At 68.0% G+C, this 25,627-nt stretch carries 17 protein-coding genes; 8 read left to right on the forward strand and 9 right to left on the reverse strand.

Going from position 1 to position 25,627, the window contains the following annotated elements:
• The first annotated feature begins 141 nt into the window (after positions 1–141).
• The 5 genes from tagH to tagF are packed head-to-tail and all read left to right on the forward strand — an operon-like array spanning position 142 to position 8,817.
• Positions 142–1,755 (forward strand): type VI secretion system-associated FHA domain protein TagH, encoded by a 1,614-nt coding sequence (tagH, locus tag ACFJI2_RS09420; RefSeq protein WP_377704764.1) that lies wholly within the window; start codon positions 142–144, stop codon positions 1,753–1,755.
• Between the two features lie 20 nt (positions 1,756–1,775).
• Positions 1,776–3,107, forward strand: coding sequence for a type VI secretion system baseplate subunit TssK (tssK, locus tag ACFJI2_RS09425; protein WP_377704765.1), 1,332 nt, complete (start codon positions 1,776–1,778; stop codon positions 3,105–3,107).
• Positions 3,108–3,113: 6 nt separating this feature from the next.
• Positions 3,114–4,562 (forward strand): type IVB secretion system protein IcmH/DotU, encoded by a 1,449-nt coding sequence (gene icmH, locus ACFJI2_RS09430; RefSeq protein ID WP_377704766.1) that lies wholly within the window; start codon positions 3,114–3,116, stop codon positions 4,560–4,562.
• Entirely contained in the window at positions 4,559–8,134 is a 3,576-nt protein-coding gene (gene tssM, locus ACFJI2_RS09435; RefSeq protein ID WP_377704767.1) for a type VI secretion system membrane subunit TssM, read from the forward strand. Before icmH ends, tssM begins: the two co-directional genes overlap by 4 nt.
• Positions 8,134–8,817, forward strand: a complete 684-nt coding sequence (tagF, locus tag ACFJI2_RS09440) for a type VI secretion system-associated protein TagF (protein ID WP_377704768.1) — start codon at positions 8,134–8,136, stop codon at positions 8,815–8,817. The genes tssM and tagF overlap by 1 nt, the downstream gene beginning before the upstream one ends.
• Before the next feature lie 18 nt (positions 8,818–8,835).
• Here the strand turns inward: tagF and ACFJI2_RS09445 are convergent, their stop codons facing one another.
• A complete protein-coding gene (locus tag ACFJI2_RS09445) occupies positions 8,836–9,717 on the reverse strand; it encodes a protein phosphatase 2C domain-containing protein (RefSeq protein WP_207913675.1) in 882 nt (293 codons plus the stop codon).
• Between the two features lie 119 nt (positions 9,718–9,836).
• Here ACFJI2_RS09445 and ACFJI2_RS09450 point away from each other — a divergent pair, with 119 nt between their 5' ends.
• Entirely contained in the window at positions 9,837–12,578 is a 2,742-nt protein-coding gene (locus ACFJI2_RS09450) for a cache domain-containing protein (RefSeq protein ID WP_377704769.1), read from the forward strand.
• 49 nt (positions 12,579–12,627) lie between these two features.
• Entirely contained in the window at positions 12,628–14,085 is a 1,458-nt protein-coding gene (locus ACFJI2_RS09455) for an FAD-binding oxidoreductase (RefSeq protein ID WP_377704770.1), read from the forward strand.
• Here ACFJI2_RS09455 and ACFJI2_RS09460 read toward each other — a convergent pair.
• The 7 genes from ACFJI2_RS09460 to ACFJI2_RS09490 all read right to left on the reverse strand — a co-directional run bounded on the left by ACFJI2_RS09460 (position 14,068) and on the right by ACFJI2_RS09490 (position 23,138).
• Positions 14,068–14,763: a hypothetical protein gene (locus tag ACFJI2_RS09460; RefSeq protein ID WP_377704771.1), complete on the reverse strand. Its 696-nt coding sequence runs from the start codon at positions 14,761–14,763 to the stop codon at positions 14,068–14,070. The two genes, ACFJI2_RS09455 and ACFJI2_RS09460, sit on opposite strands and share 18 nt — an antisense overlap.
• Entirely contained in the window at positions 14,760–15,791 is a 1,032-nt protein-coding gene (locus ACFJI2_RS09465) for an ABC transporter substrate-binding protein (protein ID WP_377704772.1), read from the reverse strand. Before ACFJI2_RS09465 ends, ACFJI2_RS09460 begins: the two co-directional genes overlap by 4 nt.
• Positions 15,788–17,992, reverse strand: coding sequence for an MFS transporter (locus ACFJI2_RS09470; RefSeq protein ID WP_377704773.1), 2,205 nt, complete (start codon positions 17,990–17,992; stop codon positions 15,788–15,790). Before ACFJI2_RS09470 ends, ACFJI2_RS09465 begins: the two co-directional genes overlap by 4 nt.
• Positions 17,989–18,693 (reverse strand): hypothetical protein, encoded by a 705-nt coding sequence (locus ACFJI2_RS09475; RefSeq protein WP_377704774.1) that lies wholly within the window; start codon positions 18,691–18,693, stop codon positions 17,989–17,991. The genes ACFJI2_RS09470 and ACFJI2_RS09475 overlap by 4 nt, the downstream gene beginning before the upstream one ends.
• 81 nt (positions 18,694–18,774) lie before the next feature.
• Positions 18,775–19,707, reverse strand: coding sequence for a lipase secretion chaperone (locus ACFJI2_RS09480; RefSeq protein ID WP_107869198.1), 933 nt, complete (start codon positions 19,705–19,707; stop codon positions 18,775–18,777).
• An 11-nt stretch (positions 19,708–19,718) separates the two neighbouring features.
• Positions 19,719–20,633, reverse strand: coding sequence for a lipase family alpha/beta hydrolase (locus ACFJI2_RS09485; protein ID WP_377704775.1), 915 nt, complete (start codon positions 20,631–20,633; stop codon positions 19,719–19,721).
• A gap of 168 nt (positions 20,634–20,801) precedes the next feature.
• Positions 20,802–23,138: a penicillin-binding protein 1A gene (locus ACFJI2_RS09490; protein WP_377704776.1), complete on the reverse strand. Its 2,337-nt coding sequence runs from the start codon at positions 23,136–23,138 to the stop codon at positions 20,802–20,804.
• 129 nt (positions 23,139–23,267) lie between these two features.
• On the opposite strand from ACFJI2_RS09490, the gene ACFJI2_RS09495 reads away from it, so the two are divergent.
• Positions 23,268–24,554, forward strand: coding sequence for an amidohydrolase family protein (locus ACFJI2_RS09495; RefSeq protein WP_377704777.1), 1,287 nt, complete (start codon positions 23,268–23,270; stop codon positions 24,552–24,554).
• A 12-nt stretch (positions 24,555–24,566) separates the two neighbouring features.
• On the opposite strand, the gene ACFJI2_RS09500 is transcribed toward ACFJI2_RS09495, so the two are convergent.
• Positions 24,567–25,577 carry an NAD-dependent epimerase/dehydratase family protein gene (locus tag ACFJI2_RS09500; protein WP_377704778.1) on the reverse strand — a complete coding sequence of 337 codons (1,011 nt, stop codon included), beginning with the start codon at positions 25,575–25,577 and terminating at the stop codon, positions 24,567–24,569.
• Positions 25,578–25,627 lie beyond the last annotated feature (50 nt).

The raw sequence follows: 25,627 nt of genomic DNA on the forward strand, positions 1-25,627 counted from the left end.
TACGCAATAGCGACCGTATAATGACCGCGCCGTGCCCTTCGATATTCCAGATCAATCAACCGATCAATTAGCAGCCATAGTGAGCCGATGTTCTTAACTCTGCGGATTCAGTCGTACAGAAAACAAGCTCCGGCTGCGCCCGTGGAGCGCCGCTTCGATCAATTGGGCGGCACCATAGGCCGCGCGGCGGGCAATGACCTTGAGCTGCCCGATCCGGGCAAGTACATCTCGCGCAACCATAGCAAGATCGATTTCGCCGACGGCAAATACACGCTGATGGACCTGGGTGCCAATCCCAGCTGGATCAACGACCGCCCGGTAGGCGCTGGCAAGAGCGCGACACTGGAAGATGGCGACCGCCTGCTGATCGGCGACTACGTGCTGGAAGTGATGGTGGGCGAGGGCGCTGCCCCCGCCATTCCGGTGTTCCAGCCGGAGACCTCGGATGCCTTGCCTTTCCAGGCGCAGCCCGCCGTTGCTGCCTCGCCGTACGAAGGCAAGTCTTTCGACGAGATGCGCGATACGCTGGCCGGCGTGAAGATACTGGAAGTGAGCGGCGGGCACGACCCGCTGGCGCCTCCCTCGGCCAACGATCCGCTCGGCCTGAACATGCTCAACGACGCGAACGCGGCGCACGCCGCGCCGCCGGTTGCGTTCCGTGGCTCGGAACCGGACCACGCGCCGCCGCAATGGATGCCCATGCCGGGCGTGGTGCTGCCGGGGACGCCGTACCCGGCGCCGCAGGCGGACTTGCCGCCGCAGCATTCGCATTTTGCCGCCGCGCCGCAGGCGCACATGCCGGCGCAGCCATGGGGCGTAACGGAGTACGGCGCGCAAGCATCGCCATATGCGCCCGATCCGACGGTGCTGACGATGCGCGCCACGCCTGCCGCGCCCGTCGCGCCGGCACCCGCGTCCGCGCCGCCTGCGATGCTGATTCCGGACGACTATGATCCATTGGCCGATTTCCTGCCGCCGCGCGTGCATGCGCCGTCCGCGCCCTCTGCGCCGCCTGTCGCGCATGCCGCACATGCGGCACATGCCACGCAAGCCGCGCCGGCAGGATGGCCTGCGCCGCAACCGTCCGCCGCGCTGCCACAGTCCGGCCCAATCGCCTATGCGCAGCCGCAGCAGCAAGCCTATGCTGGCCCGGCTGGCGCCGCCCAGGGTGGCGACGAAGTCATGCAGGCGCTGTTGCGTGGCCTTGGCCTGACCGGCCTGCGCACCAACAAAACCCCCGCCGAGACGGCCGAACTGGTGGGCGCCATGCTGCGCGAAGCCACGTCCGGCACCATGGCCGTGCTGATGGCGCGCGCCATGACCAAGCGCGAAAGCCGCCTGGAAATGACGGTGCTCGGCGCGCAAGCCAACAACCCGCTGAAATTCTTCCCCGACGCGGAAAGCGCGCTGTCGCAGATGCTCACCAACGCCATGTCCGGCTACATGCCCCCGGTGAAGTCCATCGGCAGCGCCTTCGAGGACCTGAAAGCGCACGAGCTGGCGGTCATCGCTGGCATGCGCGCAGCGCTGGATGGCGTGCTGGCGCGCTTCAATCCCGCGCTGATCGAGGCCAAGGAACCCGAGGGCGTGATGGACAAGATGATGGCCACCACGCGCAAGGCCCGCATGTGGGAACGCATGGTGGAACTGTACGACGACATCCTGCGCGAAGCCGACGACGACTTCCAGCACCTGTTCGGCGAAAAATTCTCTGCCGCCTACGAAGACCAGATCGGCCGGCTGCACCGCAAATAATACCTATCGAGTGAGACAACATGGCGTGGAACCGTAAAGTCATCTGGTCCGAAGGGATGCTGCTGCAGCCGCAGCACCTGCAGCAGCACGACCGCTATCTGCAAACCCAGCTTGAAAGCCGCGTGGCCAAGCTGCGGCCATATTCCTGGGGCTTTTCCTCGCTAAAGATAGACGAGCAGCAGCTCGCGCTGGGCAAGCTGGCCATCATGTCCTGCAGCGCCGTGCTGCCGGACGGTACGCCGTTCAACCTGCCAGCCGACGAAGACCTGCCGCTGCCGCTGGATATTCCGGAGGACGCGCGCAATGTGCTGATCGTACTGGCGCTGCCGCTGCGCCGTCCCGGGATTCCGGAAACGGGCGACAGCCCGGCCCCGGACAACTTCGCGCGCCACGGCACCGTGGACCACGAAGCCTGGGACAGCAACGGCATCGACAACAGCGCGCTGATGCAGGTCGGCCGCTTGCGCCTGCGGCTGGCGCTGGAATCGGACGTGGCCAATGCCTATGCCTGCATCGGCGTGGCGCGCGTGATCGAACGGCGCCCGGACAACCGCGTGGTGCTCGACCCGGAATACTGCCCGCCGTGCCTGGACTTCCGCGTGGCGCAGCGCCTCGGCGGCTTCGCGGACGAAGTGGTGGGCTTGCTGCACCAGCGCGGCGATGCGCTCGGCAACCGCCTGTCGCAGCCCGGCGCGGCCGGCGCGGCGGAGATCGCGGACTTCCTGCTGCTGCAGCTGGTAAACCGCGCCGAGCCGCTGTTCGCGCACATGGCCACCATGACCGGCCTGCATCCGGAGGAGTATTACAGGGAGGCGGTGCAGCTGGCCGGCGAGCTGGCCACCTTCAGCCCGAACAACAAGCGCGCCATCCAGTACCCGGTGTACCGCCACGAGCAGCTGCGCGAAACCTTCCTGCCGGTGATGGAGGACCTGCGCCAGTCGCTGTCCATGGTGATGGATACGCATGCCGTGCCGATTCCGCTGGAGGAACGCCAGTTCGGCATCCGCGTGGCGGTGATGCGCGATCCGGAGCTGGTCAAGTCGGCCACCTTCGTGCTGATGGTGAACGCGCACATGCCGCCGGAGACTGTGCGCAACAGCTTCCCGCGCCAGGTGAAAATCGGTTCGGTGGAAAAGATCCGCGACCTGGTGAACCTGCAGCTGCCCGGCATCGCGCTGCGGCCGCTGCCGGTGGCGCCGCGCCAGCTGCCTTTCCACGCTGGCTATACCTATTTTGAACTCGACAAGGGCAGCGAGTACTGGCAGCAGCTGGCGACGTCCGCCGGTTTCGCCATGCACGTGGCCGGCGAGTTCCCCGGCCTGCAAATGGAGTTCTGGGCCATCAGGAAGTAAGCCAAGATGAGCCAGGACGATTTGCCCGACTCGGACCGCACCATCCTGGTCCCCAAGCCCGGCGGCCGGCGCGGCGCACCCGCGCCCGTGCCGGGACTGGGCGGCGGGCCGGGCGGCGCCGATCCGGCCGCGCCTGACGGCGGCGGCTTCGGCGCCGGTGGATTCGGCGCGTCGGGTGCTTCCGGCACGTCGGGTGCTTCCCACGCTTGGGGCGCTGGCGCGGCCGGTCTGGACGGTGTGCAGCGTGCCCCCGTCCACACCAACTACGACGCCACGCTGGCCCCGCTGACGGCCGGCCCGCGCGCGCACCTGAACGGCGTGAATCCGCTGGTGGGCGCCGCCAACGCCCTGCTCGACCTGGTAGTCCCGCTGCGCATCATGGCCACGCACCCCAGCGTGGAGGGCCTGCGTAGCCAACTGGTGGCCGCCATCAAGAAATTCGAGCACGACGCCAAGGCAGCAGGCTGCGCGCAGGAAGCCATCGCCGTGGCGCGCTACTCGCTGTGCACCTTCCTCGACGAGACCATCTCCAGCACCCCGTGGGGCGGCAGCGGCGTATGGGCCAGCCGCAGCCTGCTGGTGGCCTTCCACAACGAGGCCTTCGGCGGCGAGAAGTTCTTCCTCATCCTGCAAAAGCTCAGCCAGCAGCCGCGCGCCAACCTGCACGTGCTGGAACTGATGTACCTGTGCCTGGCGCTCGGCCTGGAAGGCCGCTACCGCGTGATGGACGGCGGCCGCGCCCAGCTCGACCTGCTGCGCGAGCGCCTCCAGCAGCTGATCCAGAAAGAGCGCGGCCCCTTCGAGCCGGACCTGTCGCTGCGCTGGAAAGGCTCGAACGAAAAACGCCCCGGCCTGCTGCGCCTGATCCCCGTGTGGGTAATCGCCGCCGCCGCCGGCCTGATCCTGCTGTGCGTCCACCTTGGCTTCAGCTTCCTGCTGAACCGCCAGTCCGACCCCGTGTACGCTGCCTTGCAGCGCATCCGCCTGGTGGCGCCCGCGCCGCCGGCGCCGCCGATGGCCAACCCGCCGGTGCGCGTGGCGCGCTTCCTGGCGCCTGAAATAGAGCGCGGCCTGGTCAGCGTGACAGAAACGCCGGACCGCTCCACCATCGTGCTGCACGGCGACGGCGTGTTCAAGTCCGGCAGCGCGGAAGTGCAGCCGTCCTACGACGGACTGCTGCAGCGCATCGGCGAAGCGCTCAAGCCGGTACCGGGCAAGGTCATCGTCATCGGCCACACGGACGACGTGCCCGGCGGCTCGGCGCGCTACCCATCCAACTGGGCGCTGTCCAAGGGCCGCGCCGCCACCGTGGTGGAGCTGCTGGCCAAGCAGGCCGGCCCCGCCGCGCGCTACAGCGTCGAAGGGCGCGGCGAGACCGAACCGCTGGTGCCCAATGACAGCGCCGCCAACCGCGCACGCAACCGCCGCGTGGTGATTATCGTGTTGACCCCATGATCAAACGCTTCTTCAACTGGCTCATCAAGCCGCCCGTGCTGGCCTTCTTCGGCGTGCTGCTGCTGTCGCTGATCTTCTGGTTCGAGGCGCCGCTGCTGGCCTTTGACGGCAAGGCGCCATTCGAGTCCACCGGCGTGCGCTGGTTCTTCATCGGGCTGATGTTCCTGGCCTGGGCCGTCTATTTCGGCCTGAAACTGCTGCGCGCCCGCCTGGCCGAGCGCAAGCTGATGAAGAGCGTGGCCGGCGATCCGGCCACCACGCCGGCCGTGGTGCCGGGCCAGAAGGAGAGCGCCGCCGAGATGGCCGTGCTGGCCAAGCGCCTGCAGGACGCCATGGCCGTGCTGCGCAAATCGAAGAAAGGCGGCGCCTTTGGCGGCAGCCTGTACCAGCTGCCGTGGTATATGTTCGTCGGCGCGCCCGGCAGCGGCAAGACCACGGCCCTGGTGCACTCCGGCCTGAAGTTCCCCCTGTCCGACACGCACGGCAAGGGCGCCATCGGCGGCGTGGGCGGCACCCGCAATTGCGACTGGTGGTTCACCGACGAAGCCGTGCTGCTCGATACGGCGGGCCGCTACACCACGCAGGACAGCTACACCGAAGTGGACCAGGCGGCCTGGAAAGGCTTCCTGCAGCTGCTGCGCAAGCACCGCCGCCGCCGTCCCATCAACGGGGTGATCGTCGCGCTCAGCGTGGCGGACCTGCTGCAACAGGGCGAAGGCCAGCGCCGCGTGCAGGCGCTGGCGATCCGCGCCCGCATCAAGGAGCTGCACGAGGAACTGGGCATCCGTTTCCCGGTCTACGTCGTCGTCACCAAGTGCGACCTGCTGGCAGGTTTCGTCGAATTCTTCGACAACCTGGGCCGCGAAGAGCGCACGCAAGTGTGGGGCGTGACCTTCCCGGTAGCGTCGGCCGAGCAGGCGGATGCAGGCCTGAAAGCCTTCCCGGCCGAGTTCGACGCGTTGCAGGCGCAGTTGCAGGCGCGCCTGTTCGAGCGCATGCAGCAGGAACGCGATATCCAGCGCCGCGCGCTGATGTACAACTTCCCGCAGCAGTTTGCCGCCATCGGCGACGTGCTGGAAGCCTTCCTCACCGACGTATTCGAAGCCACTTCCTACGAGGAAGCCGCGCTGGTGCGCGGCGTCTACTTCACCAGCGGCACGCAGGAGGGCAGCCCGATCGACCGCGTGATGTCCTCGCTGGCCGCCAGCTTCGGCCTGGACCGCAAGGTGCTGCCGGCCAACGCCTTTGGCGGCCGCAGCTACTTCATCACGCGCCTGCTGCGCGACGTGGTGTTCCTGGAAAGCGAACTGGCGGGCGCCAACCTGCGCCTGGAGCGCAACCGGCGCTGGCTGCAATGGGGCGCCTACGCTCTCACCGGCGCCGTGCTGGTGCTGGTGACGGCCGGACTGCTCACCAGCTACGTGCGCAATCAAAGCTATGTGAACGACGTGGCCGCGCGCACGCAGGAAATCGACAAGCTGGCGCGCGCCTTGCCGAAAGACCCGTCGCCGGTAGCCGCGCTGCCGCTGCTGAATGCCTTGCGCGACATCCCCGGCGGCTACCGCAGCCAGGGCCAGGAAGTGCCGTTCCTGATGGGCCTGGGCCTGTACCAGGGCGGCAAGCTGGGCGAGGGCGCGCAGGGCGCGTACCAGCGCGTGCTGCGCGAAGCGCTGCTGCCGCGCATCCTGGAGCAGATGGAAACCCAGCTGCGGCGCGGCACCGCCAACAATCCCGAATACCTGTACGAACTGCTGCGCGTCTACATCATGCTGGGCGAACGCAAGCACCTGGACCCGGACGCTGTGCGCGCGTGGCTGGACTACGACTGGAGCCGCAACCTGCCGGAAGCGAACGAGCTGCAGCGCCAGGACCTGTCGCAGCATGTGGCGGCGATGCTGGCGCCGTCCAGCCAGGCGGAAGCGCCGCCGCAGCTGAACCAGGCGCTGATCGCGCAGGTGCGCCTCAGCCTGGCCAGGATGCCGATGGGCGAGCGCGTCTACACCCGCTTGAAGCGCTCGCTGGCCGCCGCCGGCGTGCCGGATTTCGACGTGACGGCCGCCGCCGGACGCGATGCCGGCGTGGTGCTGGCGCGCCAGAGCGGCCTGCCGCTAACGCGCGGCATTGCCGGTTCCTTCACGCTGCAGGGCTACAAGAAATTCACCGAGCAGATAGATGTTGCTATCGCCGACGTGGTCAAGGACAGCTGGGTGCTGGACCAGCGCGAAGCGGTGGACAGCATCGAGAGCGCGGCGCAGATGAAGGCGGCGGTGCAGCAGATGTACTTCGAGGAGTACATCCGCCTGTGGGACGGCTTGCTGGCGGACGTGACACTGGTGCCGTTCACCACGCTGGACCAGGCGGCGCGCGTGATCAACAGCGTCGCCAGCCAGGAATCTCCGCTGCGCAAATTCCTGCAGGCGGCCGCCAGGCAGACCAGGCTCGATAAGCTGAAAACCGCCAAGTCCAGCGTGGACGCGGCCACCGACACGGTCAAGCAGCTCAGCGACGCAGCCAAGCGGCGCCTGGAGTCCGCCCTCAGCGACGGAACGCAGGACGTGCTGCCGGCCGACGTGCGGCCCGTGAATCCGGTGGACATCCATTTCGCGCCGCTGCACAAGATGGTGGAGACCGGCGCGGCCACCGCCGGCGGGGCGGGCGGGCCGTCCGGCCTGGACGGCGTGCTGCTCAAGCTGAAGGACGTCGCGGTCTACCTGGACGCGGCCAACGCCGCGCGCGCCGCCGGCCAGCCACCGCCGCCGGCCGACGCGCTGGCCAAACTGAAACGCGAGGCCGACAGCCTGCCCGCACCGCTGGGCGCCCTGGTGCGCAACGTGGACACGGCCGGCTCCGGCCTCACGCTGGGCACGGAGCGCGACCGCCTCGACGCCCTGTGGAAGACCGGCCCGGCGCTGTTCTGCCGCGCCGCCATCGCGGGCCGCTACCCGCTGGTGCGCAAGGCCGCGCAGGAAGCCACGCCGGACGACTTCGGCCGCTTCTTCGGCCCCGGCGGCATGGCCGACGAATTCTTCCAGAAGCACCTAGTCAACTACGTGGATACCAGCGGCGCGCAATGGCGCTGGCGCGTAGTGAACAACCGCGATCTGGGCATGGACCAGGAAGTGCTGAACCAGTTCCAGCGCGCCGCGCAGATCCGCGACAAATTCTTCGGCAATGGCGGCAAGCAGGCTTCCGTGCGTTTCGACCTGAAGCCGCTGGCGGCCGACGCGGCGCTGACCAGGGTAGTACTGGACGTGGACGGCCAGCAGCTGGTGTTCGCGCCGAAGACGCCGCAAGCCGCGGCCAGCTTCCAGATCCCGAGCGGCAAGGGTGTCAACGCGGTGCGCTTCGACGTGGCGCCCGCCACCACGGCGGAACTGCGCACTGAAGGCGCGTGGGCCTGGTTCCGCATGCTGGACAAGGCCATGCTGGAGCCGTCGGCGCAGGGTGAACGCTACAAGCTGACCTTCGACCTGGAAGGCCGCAAGATCATATACGAGCTGACTGCGAACAGCGTCAACAACCCGTTCAAGCGCGACGGCGTGGAACAGTTCCGCTGCCTGGAGTCGCTGTGATGGACGAGCCGGAACTGGCGCCGGGTTTCTTCGGCAAGGTCAGCACGCATGGCGACTTCGTGTCGCGCCGCCTGCCGCCGTCGCTGCTGGGCGTGTGGGATGCGTGGCTGCAGGCGTCCCTGCAGGGCAGCCGCGAGGCGCTGGGACCGCGCTGGCTGCAGACTTATCTCACCAGCCCGATCTGGCGCTTCGCGCTGGCGCCCGGCGTCTGCGACAGTAACGCCTGGGCCGGTGTGCTCATGCCCAGCGTGGACCGGGTGGGGCGGCATTTTCCCTTGACGATAGCAGCCGGCGCGCCGGGCGGCGGCGGCTTGCTGGACTGGGTGGCCAACGGCAAGCCGTGGTTCGACCAGCTGGAAGGGCTGGCCTTGTCGTCGCTGGACGAGCGCTTCCAGCTCGATCCCTTCGACGGCCTGCTGCAGGCCATGCCGCCGTTGAGCGACGCGCCACTGGCAGGGCGGATGGGCGGCGCGGGCTGCCGCTTGCCGCTTGCATCGCTGGATGCCGTGGGGGCGCAGGTGCCTGCGCTGGCGGCTGCGGCGCTGCGCGGGCAGAGTATCTGGTGGACCGACGGATCGGCCGAGGTGGAACCGAGCGTGCTGCTGTGCCGCGGCCTGCCCGCACCGGCGGCCTTTGCAGGCATGCTGGCCGGGACGTGGCTGCAAACAGGCTGGGGCGCCTAAGCGCCGTAGCCCGCCGCCTTACGCGTCCTTGCAGCGCACGATGACGGCGGTGATGTTGTCGCGGCTGCCGTCGCGCTTGGCCATGGCCACCAGCTCGGCGCAGCATTCGCCCAGGTTATCGTTGCGCACGCGCGCCAGGATGGCGGCAATGGCTTCCGGCGACGAATTGCCATACAAGCCGTCGCTGCACAGCAGATAAACGTCGCCGGGAGCGATGGCCTGCGTCTGCAGGTCCGGCTTGATCAGCGGCGCGGGACCGAGCGCCTGCAGCAGCAGGTTGCGCGCCGGGAGCGGCTCCTGCATGCCGGCCTCCAGCGCCTGCTGGTACAAGGTCTGGTCGCGCGTGAGCTGGTTCAGGCGGCCCTGGCGGAAGCAGTACAAGCGGCTGTCGCCGATATGGAAAATGAACACCGGCCCGTCCTGCGCCACCTGCCACATGCCGGTCAGCGTGGTGCCCATGCCGGCGCCGTCGGCCTGGTCGTTGGCGATATTGGTCTGGTACATGCGCTCGTTGGCGAATTCCACCGCGTCGTGCAGCGTGATCATGGCGCGCATGGTGGCGTCGGTCCAGGTGGCGTCCGGGTCGGCCTGGGTCGGGTCGAAAGCGCTCGGGTGAAAGGCCGGCACGGTGGCGTCGCTGGCGTCGTTCGGCGTGGCCTGCTGGTCGCCGTGCGAAGCGCGGATAAAGCTGTGCAGCAGGTTGATGGCGTCGGCACTGGCGATTTCGCCTGCCTCATGGCCGCCCATGCCGTCGGCCACGACCACCAGGCCGAGGTCCGGGGCGATGAAGAAATTATCCTGGTTGGACTCGCGCACAGTGCCCACGTCGGTCAGGCCATAAGCCAGTCCCAGATCGAGGCGGTGCAGCGCCGACGGTGATAATTGCTTCCAGTTGCCCAAGATGTCTCCTGTCGTTGAATTTGTCGTAAAGGCTTTGCCACAAAGGCTATAACTGCATGCTAGCATGCGCAATGCGCTCTATGGCGCGAGTGAACGAAAAATGAATGGCGGGATGATGCATGGACGATAGCGAAGAGCGCGGTCAGCGGGACGGATCAGTGGACGGGCAGGCCGATGCGGCCGGCCCCGCAAGCGCGGACGACGCCGGCCGCAACGCCGCCGCCGAGGCGCGTGCAGCCATCCTGGCGCGGCGCGTGGCCGCGCTGGAAGCCGTGGTTGCAGTCGAACGCCGCATGCGCGACGTGCAGGAGATGACGGCGCGCGCCGCCACCGGCCAACTGGCCGCGCGCGACGGCCAGGCCGACATCACCGTGCCGCGCCCGTACGGCGCCCATCATGCCTGCGATGACGACGCCACCATTCCGGTGCCGCATTACCGTCCCGACGGCACGCGCGAACCGTCGCGCCGCGACGCCATGCATGGCCAGCATCCCCAGCACTCCCAGCACTCCCAGCCGCAGCCTCCCTTGCAGCCGGCACAGGAGTCGCCGACGCTGCAGGCGGGCGGGCACACGATGCCCACCACGCCCACGCTGGGCCGTTCCGCGCCGCGCGCGCAGCCGGTGCGTTCGCAGCTGCCCGCCTTGCCCGCCGCGCCCAACCGCTCCATCGGCCCCGGCATCTCCACGCCGCTGGCGCTGGCGCCGGGCTTCGAGCTGTTCGAGTACCGCATCGACGCGGTGCTGGGCCAGGGCGGCTTCGGCATCACCTACCTGGCCACGGACGTGAACCTGAACGTGCGCGTGGCCATCAAGGAGTACCTGCCCGCCGATTTCGCCACCCGTGCCAGCGACCGCTCGGTGTCGCCGCGCTGGCCGGAGGACAACGAGTTCTACCTGAACGGCCTTGAATGCTTCCTGATCGAGGCGCGCACGCTGGCCACCTTCCGTCATTCCAACATCGTGCGCGTGGCGCGCTTCTTCGAGGCGCACCGCACCGCCTACATGGTGCTGGAGTATGAACGCGGCCAGCCGCTCAAGCAGTGGTGGGACAAGCACAAGACCATGGGCGAGCAGCAGTTGCTGTCGCTGGTGCAGCCGCTGCTCGACGGCCTGTCAGTGGTGCACGAGGCAGGCTATCTGCACCGCGACATCAAGCCGGACAACATCTACGTGCGCAAGGAAGACGGCAGCTGGGTGCTGCTCGACTTCGGCGCCGCGCGCCAGACCGTGGGCGGCATGCAGGCCATGGCCGACGTGGTCACACCCGGCTACGCGCCGCTGGAACAATACCAGGGCGGTGAACAGGGACCGTGGACGGATATCTACGCCATCGGCGCCACGCTGTACTGGATGATCACCGGCGCCAAGCCCGCGCCAGCGCCGGAGCGCCAGAGCGGCTTGGCCGAGTACATCCCCGCCACGCAGGCCGGCAAGGGACGCTACAGCGAAGAGTTCCTGATGGCCGTGGACTGGGCGCTGATGGTGGACCCGAAACAGCGCCCGCAAAGCATAGCGGAGTTCTCGCAAAGCCTGTTCGCGTCGCACGCCGGCAGCCTGGGTTTGCAGGAAGCGCTGCGCGTGGGCGAGCTGGAAGGCCAGCGCCGCCTGACGAAAGGCGTGCGCAAGCTGGGCAAGGCGATCTGGCGGCCGGCCTCCTGGCCGCTGGTGGTGAAGATGACCATCGCCATGATGCTGGCCGCGCTGCTGCCGATGACCATCACGGCCTATTACAACCTGAACGGTTCGGTGGCGGCGGTGTCTGCCAGCGAACTGCGCAACCTCGAAAGCCTGGCGCAAGCCACGGCCGGCCGCATCTCGCAGCTGATCCTGGACAGCCGCTACCAGGCCAGCTACCTGGCCACCGACTCCGCCTTCATCGACTACCTGCGCTCGCCCACCGAGGCCAAGAAGGAAGTGGTGAGCGCCAAGCTGGCCAACCTGATCAAGACCAATCCGGACGCGCACCTGATCTTCCTGATGGACCGCGAGGGCACGGCGCTGGTATCCAGCGAGCCTGGCGTGGCGGGTGTGAACTTCAAGTTCCGCGAATACTTCCAGGAAGCGATGAGGGGCCATCCCTTCATGACCGGCGTGATCATCGGCTCCACCGCCGGCAAGCCCGGCGTCTATTACGCCAACCCGGTGTTCGACGACGCGAAAAAAGTGATCGGCGTGGTGGTCATGCGCATCAAGGGCGGCACCATCTCGGCCATCCTCGACGAGGCCGGCGCGGGCGGCAAGCGCGTGCCCTTCATGATAGACGGCGACGGCATCCTGGTGCACTACCCGGACCCGGACCAGCTGTACCGCAGCCTGGCGCCGCTGCCTAAGGCCACCCTGGGCCGCATCGTGGCGGACCAGCGCTTCCGCCGCCACCGCATCGAGAGCGTGGACATGCCGGAACTGGCCAAGGTACTGATCGGCGCCAAAACGGCGGGCAATATCAGCTTCCACTCCACGCTCACAGGACGCGACGAGCACGCCGGCTTCGCGCCGGTGCAGGGACACAACTGGGTGGTGGGGGTGACCGAATCGCGCGCGCGCTTCGAGGAGCCGCTGCAGCGCCTGTTCGTCAATGTGCTGTACAGCGTGGCTGCCGTGGGTCTGGTGTTCCTGATTCTGGCGGTGCTGTTCGCGCGCAGCATTACGCGCCCGGTGGTGCGGCTGACCGAGGCCGCCAACGCGCTCAAGGACGGGGATTACGACCGCGCCAGCATCAAGGTCACCAGCACCGACGAGATCGGCCGGCTGGCGCGCACTTTCAACGTGATGATAGACGTGCTGCGCCAGCGCGAGCGGGAGAAGCAGCGGGGTAAATTAGGACATCAACCAAAAGGAACGGAACGGGATGACGAGTAATCGCAACGACATGGTAAACGGACGACGCCGCTTTTTGCAGGCGGGAGCAATGGGCGCGGCGGCATTGAGCCTGGCGCCTTCTGCGGTGCTGGCCAGGCCGGCGCTGAACCTGGGACCGCACAGCCTGCGCGCGCTGGCGCGCGATATGCAGGGGCGCTTGATCCTGCCCGGCCAGGAAGGCTTTGCGCTGGCGGCCTGGCCGAACAACGCGCGCTATGCCGGCGTGCTGCCGCAAGCGGTGGCCATGTGCGCCAACCAGCAGGACGTGCAGCGCTGCATACGCCTGGCCGGCGACAGCGGCATGCCGTTCGCGATCCGGTCCGGCGGCCACAATTATGCGGGCTTCTCCACCACGCCCGGACTGCTGATCGACGTGAAAGCCATGAACAACGTCACGCTGGACCTGAAAAACGGCACCGCGTGGGTGCAGGGCGGGGCCAACAACAATGACGTGGCGGCGGTGCTGCGCAACTACGGCGTCGCCATCCCTTCCGGACGCTGTCCCACCGTCGGCACCAGCGGCCTGGTGCTGGGCGGCGGCTGGGGCTTTTCCGCCACGCACTCGGGCCTGACCTGCGACAGCCTGCTGGGCACCGAACTGGTGCTGGCCAGCGCGGAGGCGCGCAGTATCAACGCCGGCAACGACGAGAAGCTGTTCTGGGCCGTGCGCGGCGGGGGCGGCGGCAACTTCGGCGTGCATACCGGCTTTACCTTCAAGCTGCACAAGGTGGACAAGGTCACCACCTTCAACCTGAGCTGGGCGCCCGGCAAGCAGATCGAGCTGCTGCGCGCGCTGCAAACGCTGCAGCTGACCTATCCGCAGGCCATTTCCACGCGCAGCAAGGCGCTGCCGATGGCGGCTGGCGCCAACCCGCCGCGCGACTCGCTGTACGTGCAGACCCTGGGCCAGTTCTGGGGCGGCGAAAAAGAGCTGCGCGAAATGCTGGCGCCGCTGTACGCGATCGCCGTGCCGCAAACGGCCGACATCTATGAGGTCGATTACTGGCGCGGCCGCGATTACCTGCTGACCGACGATCCGAACGGCCTGTACGATATCCGCTGCAGCTTCGTGCGGGATGAATTGAGCGAGGCGGCGATGGAAAATATGCTGAAGTGGATGACGCGCTGGCCGGGCGGCTCGCTACTGCAGGAGAACATGGGCATCCTGTTCGCCATCGGCGGCAAGGTGAAGGATGTGCCGAGCGACGCCACAGCCTATGTGCACCGCAGCTCCAATTTCATCTTCGAGATGGAAGCCTCGTGGGGACCGATCGACAAGCCGGATACGGTGCAGCGCCAGCGCGCCTGGCTGAAGGAATATTACGACGATATGCAGCGTTTCCTGCAGCCCGAGTCCTACGTCAACTTCCCCAACCGCGATCTGAAGAACTGGGCGTCCGCCTACTATGGCAGCAACCTGGCCCAGCTTTCCGAAGTGAAGCGCCGCGTGGACCCGGGCAATTTGTTCCGCTTCGAGCAGAGCATTCCGCTAGCGCCCAAGCGCTAGGCCGTATTCCACGGACCAGGATTCATGCTGGTCCTGCCAGCAGTGAAAGCCTTGCAAACCGTCGGCCAGTGCGCGCCGGTGGCCTTCATGGTCGCCGTGCGCCACGCGCCGGCGACATGTCCATTGCGCGGGCGGCTGCAGCAGGTCGCGCTGCACCAGCAGCCGCGCCAGGCCGCCGTAGACGACGGCGTAGCCGCGCACGGCGAACCCTTCCAGCAGCAGGCCGCGCAGGCTGCGCATGTTCTCCGGCGCCACCGTGGCCGCCACCAGTGTCCGCCCCAGTTCACGTGCCAGCGCCATGCGTTCCTCGATGGCGGCGCAGTGCAGCCTGCGGCCGCGCCATTCTGGCAGGGACGCCGCGCCGTCCAGCACGCACATGCGGGCGCGCTCGGCCGCGCTGGCGCCGAGCAGTTCGGCCATGTGGTCCACCGCGTGCGAATCCATCCCCAGCACGCCGTAGGCAACCAGTTCGCCGTCCGCGTGGCAGCACAGGATGCGGCCGTGTTCCGCCGCGTGGCGTTCGAAATGCTCAAGGCCGTCGGGACGCACCATGCCGTAAGGGACGTGGGCCAGCGCGGTGCGGTGCAGCTGGTGCACCAGCGCGGCCTCGTGCGGCTGCATCAGGCGCCAGCTGAAGGCCGCGTCGGCCTGGCTGATACTGCGTGACTCATCGATCATTTCAACAGCTCCGCGTAGTTGAGTACCTTGAGCGGCGGGTACAGGTCCAGCTGCGCCGCCACCGGCATGTTGACGAGGTAGGAGAAGCGCGCCAGCGTCTCGATGGGAATGGCGGAGGGCGTCATGTGCTGGCGCAGGATCTGCTGCGCCTTGTGGGCGGTAAGGCGGCCCACGCTTTCATAGCCCGAGACGAGGCCGAACAGCGCCTTGCCTTCGCGCACGGCGATCTCGGTTGCCGAGAAGGCGGGCAGGCGCGCCGCCAGCGCAGCCTCGGTCAGCACCTTGCGGTTGGCGGCCAGGAAGCTGTCGGGGCCGATGTAGAGCAGCTGCACGTTCTGCTGCGCCAGCTCCGCCACCATGGCGGGTAGTTCGGCCGGCAGCGGCTGGCCCTTGGCGTCCAGCGGCACTGGGCGCTCCAGCAACTGGAAGCGTTCGCGCGCCGCCACGGCGCGCAGGTCTTTCACGTTCTGAACCGAGTTCGGTTCGGCGGGGTTGTAGATGATGGCCAGGCGCTCGAAGCGGCGGTAGGCGCGGATGGCGCTCAGCTGCTGCGAAGTCGGCACCACGTGGCAGGCGCCGGTAATGTTGCGGCCCGACGAGGCCAGCGACTTGACCAGGCCCGAGCCTTGCGGCGAGGCCACCATGGTGAACACGACGGGGATGTCGGTAACGTGGCGGGCCGGGTCTGCGGCGCCTTCCTTGCCCACCACTGCCAGCGTGACCGGTGTGCCCCAGGTATAGATCAGGTCCGCCTTCATGGCGCGCGCTTCGGCGATCAGTTGCGGCACCTTGCCCACGTCCAGCGCGACGTCGCGCACGATCAGCTCGACCGGCATGCCGTTGACGGCGAAGTAGTCCCGGAAGCCTTTTTCGACGGCAGTCTCGCCACGGAACAGGATCATGTAGATGCGCGGCGGGCGAGCGGCGCCGGGCGCGGGCTGCGCTGCGCGGACGCGCGGCAGCGCGAAGGGCAGGGCGCCTCCCAAAGCCAGGGAGGCCACCGCGCGGCACAGTGCGCGCCGCTTCATGCCGCCGTCTCCGGCCCGTTCGTACTCCGGCCGTCATGGCCTGCGTCGCCACCCGTCGCGCTGCTGCGCTTGCGGGCGTCCTTCAAGCCGGCTGCCGCGAACACGAGGGCGAACAGCAGCGACGAAACCAGCGCGGCCACGCCGAGGAAGGCCATGGCTTGCGCTGCGCCGCGGCGCGCCGCCAGGGCGCCGGTGACGACCGGACCGGCCGCCGCGCCGAGGCGCTCCAGCAGCCGGAACAGGCCAACAATGGGACCCGTGCCTGCATCGCGCGCTTCCGTCCGCGTGACGCGCGCCACCAGCACCAGCTGGGCCGAGATGCTCATCGACTGCCCAACGCCGAGCGCGCCGATACCGAGCATGACCAGCTCCGCGCTCGCGCCCGAGGCCACGGGCAGCAGGCCAAGGCCGGTCAGCAGGCCGCCCGCCGCCACCAGCGGAGCGTAGGCGTTGTAGCGGTCCGCCAGATGGGCGAACAGCGGCGCCAGCGCCAGGGAGCTCAGGCCGTACAGCATGGTGTAGCGGCCAATCTCGGACTTGGACAGGCCGAGGCCGGAGAGCAGGACCGGCACCAGGAAAATCAGGAAGCCGGAGTACAGGAATTTGGCGGGCACGCCGGACAGGAGGGACAGCGCCAGGAAACGCCTGTTGTGTGCAAGCCGCGCGAGCAATGGCGCACGGCGAGTACCCCCTTGCGTTGCGTTGTCGGCGCCGGACCGCTGCGTGGCGTCCGCGCGGCGCGGTGTGCCTGCCAGCGCGGGCGCCGGCAGGGCCGCTGCGGCCGGCCCCTTGCTCAGCACCGCTGCAGCGATGAAGGCAGCCAGCAGGGCCACGGCTGCGCCCAGCAGGAAGACCATGCGGTAGCCGATGCGGTCGGCCAGGATGCCGCCCACGGCGGGGGCGCAGATCTCGGCCACCATGATGGCGCCCACGAACAGCGCCATGCCCTTGCCGCGATTGCTGCTGTCCGTATGGTCGAACACATAGCCCTGGCAGGCCATGAACATGATGGCGTACCCAACGCCGGTGACGGCGCGTGCGGCCACCAGCGCGTAGTAGTCTGGCAGCAGGCCGGTGACGGCCAGGCCGGCCGTCACGACCAGCGCGCCGGCAATGTAGCTGGTGCGCCGGCCGAGCCGGTCCGACCAGTGGCCGGCGAAGGGCATGGTTAGCGCCACGCCGAGCAGGAAGGCGGTGACGGGCAGGCTGGCGTGCAGGGCGCCGGCCACCGCGCCGGACGGCAGCGAGGCGGCGTACACCGGCAGGAAAGGCCGGGACAGCATTTCGGCGAACATGAACAGGAAGCTGAGCACCCGCACCAGCACGATGCGCGGCTGCCGGCCCGGATCGATGCCGCCGGCATGCGGGCCGGCCGCCAATGCCGCGCCGCCGTCCGGACCGGCGGCATCGTGGAGCTGAGCGTCGCCGAAGGTGTAGCGCTGCCGCAGGCGCTGCAGCAGCGGTTCGGCGACGGCTGCCTTTTGCGGACTGGCCTCACGCAGCGCGGCGGCGCTGCGCAGCAGTTCGCCAAAGCTGTGGTTGATGCGAGCCGTGAGCGCGTGCAGCCGGGCGGCAATGGTGGCGCCAGGGGCCGGGGCGGCGCGCTGCCGGAAGTCGCCCGCCGCCATGCTGGTCATCAGGGCCAGGATCTGCCGCATCGGCGCGGCGAAGGTCAGCGTCACCGCGAACCACAGGATTTCGAAGGCAATCAGCAGGCTGGTGATGAGCACAATGCCGATGTCGTAGCGCAGCTCGCGCACGCGCCCCGCGATGTAGCTCCTGTCCACGCCTACATGCAGGTGCCCGACCGTGCGGCCCTGGTGCAGCAGCGGCAGCGCGGTATCCAGGAACTGCTCCGGCGTGCTGCTTTCGGCCTGCGTGCTGCCATACAGCGGCGCGCCCGTGCTGTCCGTGATGCGCAGATAGGCCAGGTCGCGGTTCTGCTTCAGCACGTCGCCAAAAAATTCCGGCACGCCTTCCAGCCGCTGCAGCGGTATGCCATGCTCCAGCGCGCGCGCCAGCTGCGCCGACAGCGCCATGCCGGTGGTTTGCGCCTTGCGGCCGAACTCCGGCAGCAGCGCGCGCTCCGAGAGCGACCACGCGTACAGGGACAGCGCCAGCTGCACTGCCAGCAGCAGCGCCAGTGCGAACACGAACAGCCGCCGCACCGGCCGCGTGTAGAGACGGTCTTCGTGGGTCACAGCTTTTCCCCTGCCACGTCCTTGCACGTGATGGCGCGCTGCGCCTGTTCGAGTTCGTGCAAGGCACGGCCGGCGCTGTGCGCAGCCTGCTCGGCCAGCGCTGCGGCGTGCCGGTCCGGCTTCGCCACCGGCGGCGCGCTGGCGTCCAGCGCATGCTCTATCGTAGCCAGCGTGCGCCCGACGCGCCGCACCCACAGCCGTGTGCCGGCGACCGCCAGCAGCGTGGAAAGGGCAGTAGCCACCAGCCCCGCCTGCAGCAGCTGGCGCGATATGCCCGCGATGAATTGTTCGTGTCCCCGCCGTGAGTAGCGCAGCTCGATGGCGCCCACCGTCACGCCGAGGTTGTTGGACAGCGGCGTGCTGACAGCCACGCTGTTGCGCTCCGCAGGAAGGCCGGTGCTAAAGGCGGCGCGGCCCTGATCGTCCTTGACGACGATGGATTCGATGTCCGGGTCCTGCCGCGCTTCGAAGTCGATGGCCGCCTGCGCGTTGCCCAGTCCATGCACCGGCAAGCCCAGGTCCAGCCCCGTTTCCAGGTTCTGGCGCAGCACGTTGACGGTGAAGCGCAGCCGGGATTCTTCCAGCTCGCCCAGCGTGCGGTCCAGTTTGCCCACGTTGAGGAACACCGTGAGGCCGATGGCGAGCGCCGAAATCAGGACGATGGGCGCGGTGATGGTAACGCTGAGTCGAGACATCGCCATACGTGTACGCCCGCCGCCATCCAGTAGTATTGAGTTGGCAACAGTGTAGCACTGTTGAGCTGGCTCAATATCTGTTTTTGGCTATTCGTATGCGCCCAGGCGGCGCTGTTCGTCGGGCGTGAAATAGGCGTCCCGCAAGGCCTGCGCATTGCCCTGCGGCGCACCGCTGTCGGCGGCGGGCAGCTTGCGGCGTCCGGCCTGGTACAGCGCGATGCGGCGCTGCCAGTCGGCCTCCTCGCGGTCCACGTCCGCCAGGCGCGACGCGGCTTCGGGCGACAGCGCGGCCGAGCGCACGCGGTAGATCTCGTTGTCGCCCGCCCCCTGTGCGCGCAGCTGCTGCACCGATTCCTCCAGCCGCAGCACGCGCGTGGGCGCGGCCCGCTGCTCGCGCACGGCTGGCGGCAGCTGGCCGTCCAGCGCGGCCAGGCGCGCCTCGCGCTCCGCCGTGCTCAGGCTGCGGTCGGCCGACAGTTCCAGCCGCGCGATGGTATCGGCGGCCTGCGCGTCGGCGCTGCCGAACAAGCCGGCGATCTGCTGGGCGGTAAAGTACTGCGGCCGCAGCTGCTGCATGGCGGCCAGGCGGGCGCGCGCGCCGCCGGCCATGTCCGCGTTCTTCGGCAATCGGCGTTCCACCTCCGCCAGCGCGCGCTTGTACTCCAGGTAGCTGGCCAGCAGGCGCTTGGCCTCGGCCGCCGGCGCGGGCCGCAGGCGCCGGTCCAGTTCGCGCTCGATCTCGGTGCGCACCGCCAGCAGGTTCTTTTCGCCCAGGCCGGCCAGATAGTAGTCGAAGAGGTAGCCCAGTTCCTCGTCCACCTGCAGCCGTTCGGCGTTGTCCGCCTTGACGGCGCCGTCCGGCTTGGTGCCTTCCATCGAGCGCACGAACGCAAAATACTCGGGCTGCGGCGGCGCCGCCGGTGCCTCCGTCTCTTGGTGCGGCAAGGCCAGGTGCAATGCGCCCAGCACCACCGCGATGGCCGCCGCAACGGTGCCCAGGCGTGGCAATTTCGCGTTCATGGCGGCGCTCCTTACAGGCCCAGGCCCTGCAGGCGGTTGGCCTGCTGGCGGAACAGCGTGACGGGATTGGTCTCGAACAGGTTGGTGATGCCGATCAGCTGGTTCACCTCGTCCAGGTGGTTCAGCGCGTAGTCGTCGCGGATCACGCGGCCCAGGCGGCTGGAGCAGCTGCTGACCAGGCCATCGTTCTTGGCGCCGTTGAAGGCCAGCGAGGTCACCGCCAGGAAGGGATCGGCGGCGTCCAGGGCATTGGTCCATGGTTGCGCGCCGCTCCACGAGAAGTACTGCACGCCGTTGACCTGGTAGGCACCTTCGCCGCAGGCGGAGGTGGGCACGCCTTGCGGATGGCGCGCATTGAAGGCCAGCGTCCCGGCGGTGCTGAGCGACTGGGCGGCGGCGCGCGAGCTTTGCGGCAGCGTCGGGCTGCCGGACAGCAGGCTGATCAGGCCGGACAGTGCGTTGGCCAGGTCGTAGGTCACGTTGGGCACGGCGCCGATCAGGATGTCGGCCACCTTGGAACCCTTGTTCACGCCGCCCACGCTGGTGACGGAGGCCACCAGGTCAGGCCGCACCGAAGCCACGTAGCGCGACGTGGGCCCGCCGTGGCTATGGCCGATCAGGTTGACCTTGGTGGCGCCGGTGGCGGCCAGGATCTGCTTGACCTGCAACAGCAGCTGCTCGCCGCGCACTTCGGTGCTGTTGGCGGCCGACACGGACGTGACGTAGACCTTGGCGCCGCCGCTGCTCAAGCCGGAGGCGATGCCATAGAAGTAGTCCACCGGCCCCAGGCTGTCGAAGCCGAACAGGCCGTGCACCAGCACGACGGGGTATTTGGTTTGCGTGTAACCTTGCGCCCATGAGGGGGCGGGCAATGCCAGCAGCGCGATGAGGAACAGGGCGAGCGACTTCCAGTAGCGTTTGTTCATTTTGTCTCCGATTCGTTGATTTTTATGAGGCCGGAAATGTAAAACCGGGCCTGGGCCCGGTTCAAAATGTAGCATCGCAGTGGAGCGCACGAAGCGCTTGGCTCGCCAGGCCATGTGCTTGGCCTGGCCGGCTGGCGCAATGTTGTTTTTTGCGCCAGCCGGCCGGTATTACGGTTGCACCGGCGTCGGCTGGACGTTGGTGGCGCCGGGTTCCTGCGCCGGGGCGGGCGGCTGCGCGTCCAGGTCGATGGTGCGCACGCTGGCGTCGTTGGCGTATTCGGCGTACATCCACGAACCGTCTTCGGCCTGCACCACGCCTTCGGGAACCGGACGTTCGCGCGGCGGCGCCTTTTGCAGCGCCACGCGCATATAGTCTATCCAGATCGGCATGGCCAGCGTGGCGCCGAATTCGCGTCCGCCCAGCGACTTGGGATCGTCGTAGCCCATCCACGCCACGCCCACCACGCCGCCGCCGTAGCCGGCGAACCAGCCATCCACCGCGTCGCTGGTGGTGCCGGTCTTGCCCGCCAGGTCGGGCCGGCCAAGCCGCGCGCCGGCCTGCGCGCCGGTGCCGCTGCGCACCACTTCGCGCAGCATGCTGTCGGTGATGAAGACGTTGCGCGGGTCCAGCACGCGGTTGCCTTCCTGCGCGGCCTGCTGCGGCTTGGTTTCGGACAGCACCTTGCCGTTGCCATCCACGATGCGGGCCACCAGGTAAGGCTGCACCTGGTAGCCGCCGTTGGCGAACACCGAATACGCGCCCGCCAGTTGCTGCGGCGTGACGGCGCCGGTGCCCAATGTCATGGTCAGGTTGGTTGGATGCTTCGCCGGGGTGAAGCCGAATTTCTCCAGGAAGCTGTGCGCGTACGGCACGCCGACGGCGCGCAGCAGGCGCACCGAGGTCACGTTCTTGGACTTGGCCAGCGACACGTGCATGGAAATCGGGCCGTCGTAGACGTTGTCATCGTTCTGCGGGTCCCAGCCGCCGGTATCGCTGCCGGTGTCGGACAGCTTCACGTCGTTGATCAGCGTGCCGGGGAAGTAGCCCTTTTCCAGTGCGGCCGAATAAACGAAAGGCTTGATCGCGGAACCCGGCTGACGCCATGCCTGCGTCACGTGGTTGAACTGGTGCAGGTTGAAGTCGAAGCCGCCCACCATGGCGTGGTAGGCGCCGGTGGCCGAATCCATGGACACGAAGGCCGCCGCCACCAGCGGCACCTGCGTGATGGACCAGCGCTTCTTGTCCATCTGCGACACGCGGATGATGGCGCCGGGGCGCAGCTTCAAGCCGGCCTTGGCGTTTTCGCTCAGGCCCGGCGCCGCCAGCTTCAGGCCATCGCCGGTGATGTCGAGTTCTTCGCCGTCTATGGTTTCCACCTTGACGCTCTTGGCCGACGCGGACAGCACCACGGCAGGGATCAGCCGGTCGCTGCTGCGGCGCTTCTGCAGCGCCTCGTCGATGGCGTCCTCGCGGTCTTCCGGATCGTCCGGCAGGTCGATGAAGGCTTCGGGACCGCGGTAGCCGTGGCGCTGGTCGTAGTTCAGCACATTGCGGCGCACCGATTCGTAGGCCGCCTCCTGGTCCGCCTTCAGGATGGTGGTGTAGACGCTGATGCCGCGCGAGTACGACTCTTCCTTGTACTGCTCGTACACCGCCTGGCGCGCCAGCTCGGCCACGTATTCGGCGTGCACGTCGAATTCCTGGCCCTTGGTGCTGACATGCAGGTTTTCCTTCAGCGCCTGCTGGTACTGCGCTTCGGTGATGTAGGCCAGGTCGCGCATGCTCTTCAGCACCAGGTGCTGGCGCAGGCGGGCGCGCTTGGGATTGGACACCGGGTTGTGGCGCGCGGGATTCTGCGGCAAGCCGGCCAGCATGGCCATTTCGGCGATGGACAGCTCCTTCAGCGGCTTGCTGAAATAGGTCTGCGCGGCGCTGGCGAAGCCGTAGGAGCGCTGGCCCAGGTAGATCTGGTTCAGGTACAGCTCCAGGATCTGGTCCTTGCTCAGCGCGGCCTCGATCTTATAGGCCAGCATGACCTCGGTCATCTTGCGGGCTGGCGTCTTGTCGCGCGTGAGGTAGAAATTGCGCGCCACCTGCATGGTGATGGTGGAGCCGCCCTGGCGGAAGCTGCCGCGCAGGTTGGACTTCACGGCGCCCAGCGCGCGTATCCAGTCGATGCCGCCGTGGTCGTAGAAGCGCTTGTCCTCGATGGCGAGGATGGCTTTCTTCATCAGTTCCGGCACGTCCTTGATGGCCACGAAGTCGCGGTGTTCCTCGCCGAATTCGCCGATCAGCGCATTGTCCGCCGTGTAGATGCGCAGCGGGATCTTGGGCTGGTAATCGGTGACGGTGTCCAGTGCGGGCAGGTTGGGGCCGATCACCACCAGCATGTAGCCGGCCAGCAGGGCCGCGCCCACGGCGGCGGCGATGCCGCTCACGGCTGCGGCGCGGATCACGTTGCGGCGGTTGAGCCACTTCGGCAAAGCAGGAGAATTAGCAGTCAAAACAGATACTCATGGTTGCGCAGGTTTTGCGGATGCGGGCAATTATAGTCCAATGCGCTACAAGCCCATTCCGCTAGGGATTGTGTTTATGCTACTCTTGCCGCTTGCCAATCTTTATGGGATACCGTCATGCGCGCGAAGTCTGCCCTGGGTCTGCTGCTGTTGTTGAATGCCGGCGTTGCCGGCGCCGCCGTCCAAACCGTGGATTGCGGCCGCCTGCTGGATGTGAAGGCCGGCGTGTGGCGCGAGCGCGTCAGCGTGGTGATTGACAACGGCGTGGTCAAGTCGGTGGCGCCCACCGGCGCGGCCAAGGGCGATATCGACTTGAGCGGCCAGTCCTGCCTGCCGGGCCTGATCGACATGCACGTGCACCTGACCGGCGAATCGCACAAGGAAGTGGAAACGCTGCGCATGAAGCTGAGCCAGGACGTGGCGGACGACGCCTACCGCTCCGTGGCCTACGCCGAGCGCACGCTGAAGGCCGGTTTCACCACGGTGCGCGACCTGGGCGCGGGCGATGGCTTGAACGTGTCGCTCAAGCGCGCCATCGCCACCGGCGCCATCGTCGGCCCGCGCATGTACACCTCCGGCACCGCCATCGCCACCACGGGCGGGCATGGCGACGGCACCAACGGCTTGTCGCGCGAGCTGGGCAAGGCGGTCGGCCATCCGACGCCGTACGACGGCGTGATCAACGGCCCGGACCAGGCGCGCGAAGCGGTGCGGGCGCGCTACAAGGAAGGCGCGGACCTGATCAAGATCACCGCCACCGGCGGGGTGCTGAGCCAGGCTGCCAGCGGCCAGAACTCGCAGTTCACGGACGAGGAACTGAAAGCCATCGCGTCCACCGCCAGGGATTACGGCTTCCGCGTGGCGGTGCATGCGCACGGCGTGGAAGGCATCAAGCGCGCGCTGCGCGCCGGGCTGGACTCGATCGAGCACGGCACTTATATGGATGACGAAGCCATTGCGCTGTTCAAGAAGCACGGCGCATTCTATGTGCCCACCATCAGCGCCGGCCGCTACGTGGCCGAGAAGGCCAAGGACCCGGAATTCTTCTCGCCCATGGTGCGCCCGAAAGCGGCGGCCATCGGCCCGCTGATCCAGGCCACCTTCGGCAAGGCCTACAAGGCCGGCGTGAAGATCGCCTTCGGCACCGATGCGGGCGTCTTCCCGCACGGCGAGAATGCCAAAGAGTTCGCCTACATGGTGGAAGCGGGCATGCCGGCGCTGGAAGCGATCCGCTCGGCCACGCTGAACGCGGCCGAGCTGCTGAACCAGGGCAGCCGACTCGGCTCCGTGGAGCCGGGCTACGCCGCCGACATCGTGGCCGTCAGCGGCGACCCGCTGAAGGACATTACCCTGCTGCAGCAGGTGCAGTTCGTGATGAAGGACGGCGTGGTCTTCAAGCGCTGACCCGGCGCCGCATCAGGCCATGCAGGCGTCCTGCGGCTGGGCGGACGGCGCAAGCCGCACGTTGACCGCGCCGCCGTGCGCGCCTGCCGGGCTGCCCTGCACGCCGCACACCAGTTCCGGCTGCAGTTGGTGGATGGCCAGGTCCAGCCAGTCGGCGGTGGCGCCGAAGCGGTAGCCCAGGCTGCCGGCACGCGCCGTGTCCATCACGAAGGGGAAGGGATAGTCGAACGGACTCAATCCCGCCTGCGTGGTGAGCGGCAGCGCGCGCACCTTCTCGCCCAGCACGGCGCCCACGCGGCGGTGCAGGTCCAGCGCCGACAGGGCGCCGCTGTCGGCCGCGTTCACCGGGCCGAGGAAGTCCTGCGTGCCGGTCCACAGCAGGAATGCGCTGGCCGCGTCCGCGCTGATGAAGGAGCTGGCCGCCTTCGCGTTGGCGTACAACAGCGCCTGGTCCGACTGGGCCAGCGCCACGTAATAGGCGAGGCGGCCGGTGAAATCGTCGCCGCCCAGCACATGGGCGAAGCGGACCGTCACCACGGGCAGCCTGCCATCCCGGTACAGCAGCGCTTCGGCCTGGCGCTTGCCCTCGGCGTAATTCTCGTCCGCCACCAGCGGATCGTTCCACGGGCAGTCCTTGTCGATGCGCACGCTGCGCAAGTCCAGGTCCAATTCGCCGAATGCATCCTCCTGCCGGCCCAGCTGCTTGCGGTACACCTCGATGGTGGACGCCATCACGTAGCGGCCCGCCTTGCCGCTGAAGACCTCGGCCGCTATGGCCGCATCCAGCGGGGTGTAGCACGTCTGGTCATACACGATATCGTAGCCAGCGCTGCCGCCGAAGGCGGCGCGCATGGCGGCATGGTCGCGGCGGTCCACGCGGATACGCTGCACGCGGCTGCCGAAGCTGTCCGCAGTACGGCCGCGCGTGGCCAGGGTGACGCGATGGCCTGCGTCCAGCAGCTTCTGGACCAGCAGTTTGCCGAAATAACGCGTACCGCCGATCACCAAGATATTCTTGTGCATGATAATCTCCTGTTAGTGTGGAATCATTGTCGTCCCTCATGGATGGGTGA

The organism is Pseudoduganella sp. UC29_71 (genome assembly GCF_042693265.1).
Classification (GTDB): Bacteria; Pseudomonadota; Gammaproteobacteria; order Burkholderiales; family Burkholderiaceae_D; genus Rugamonas.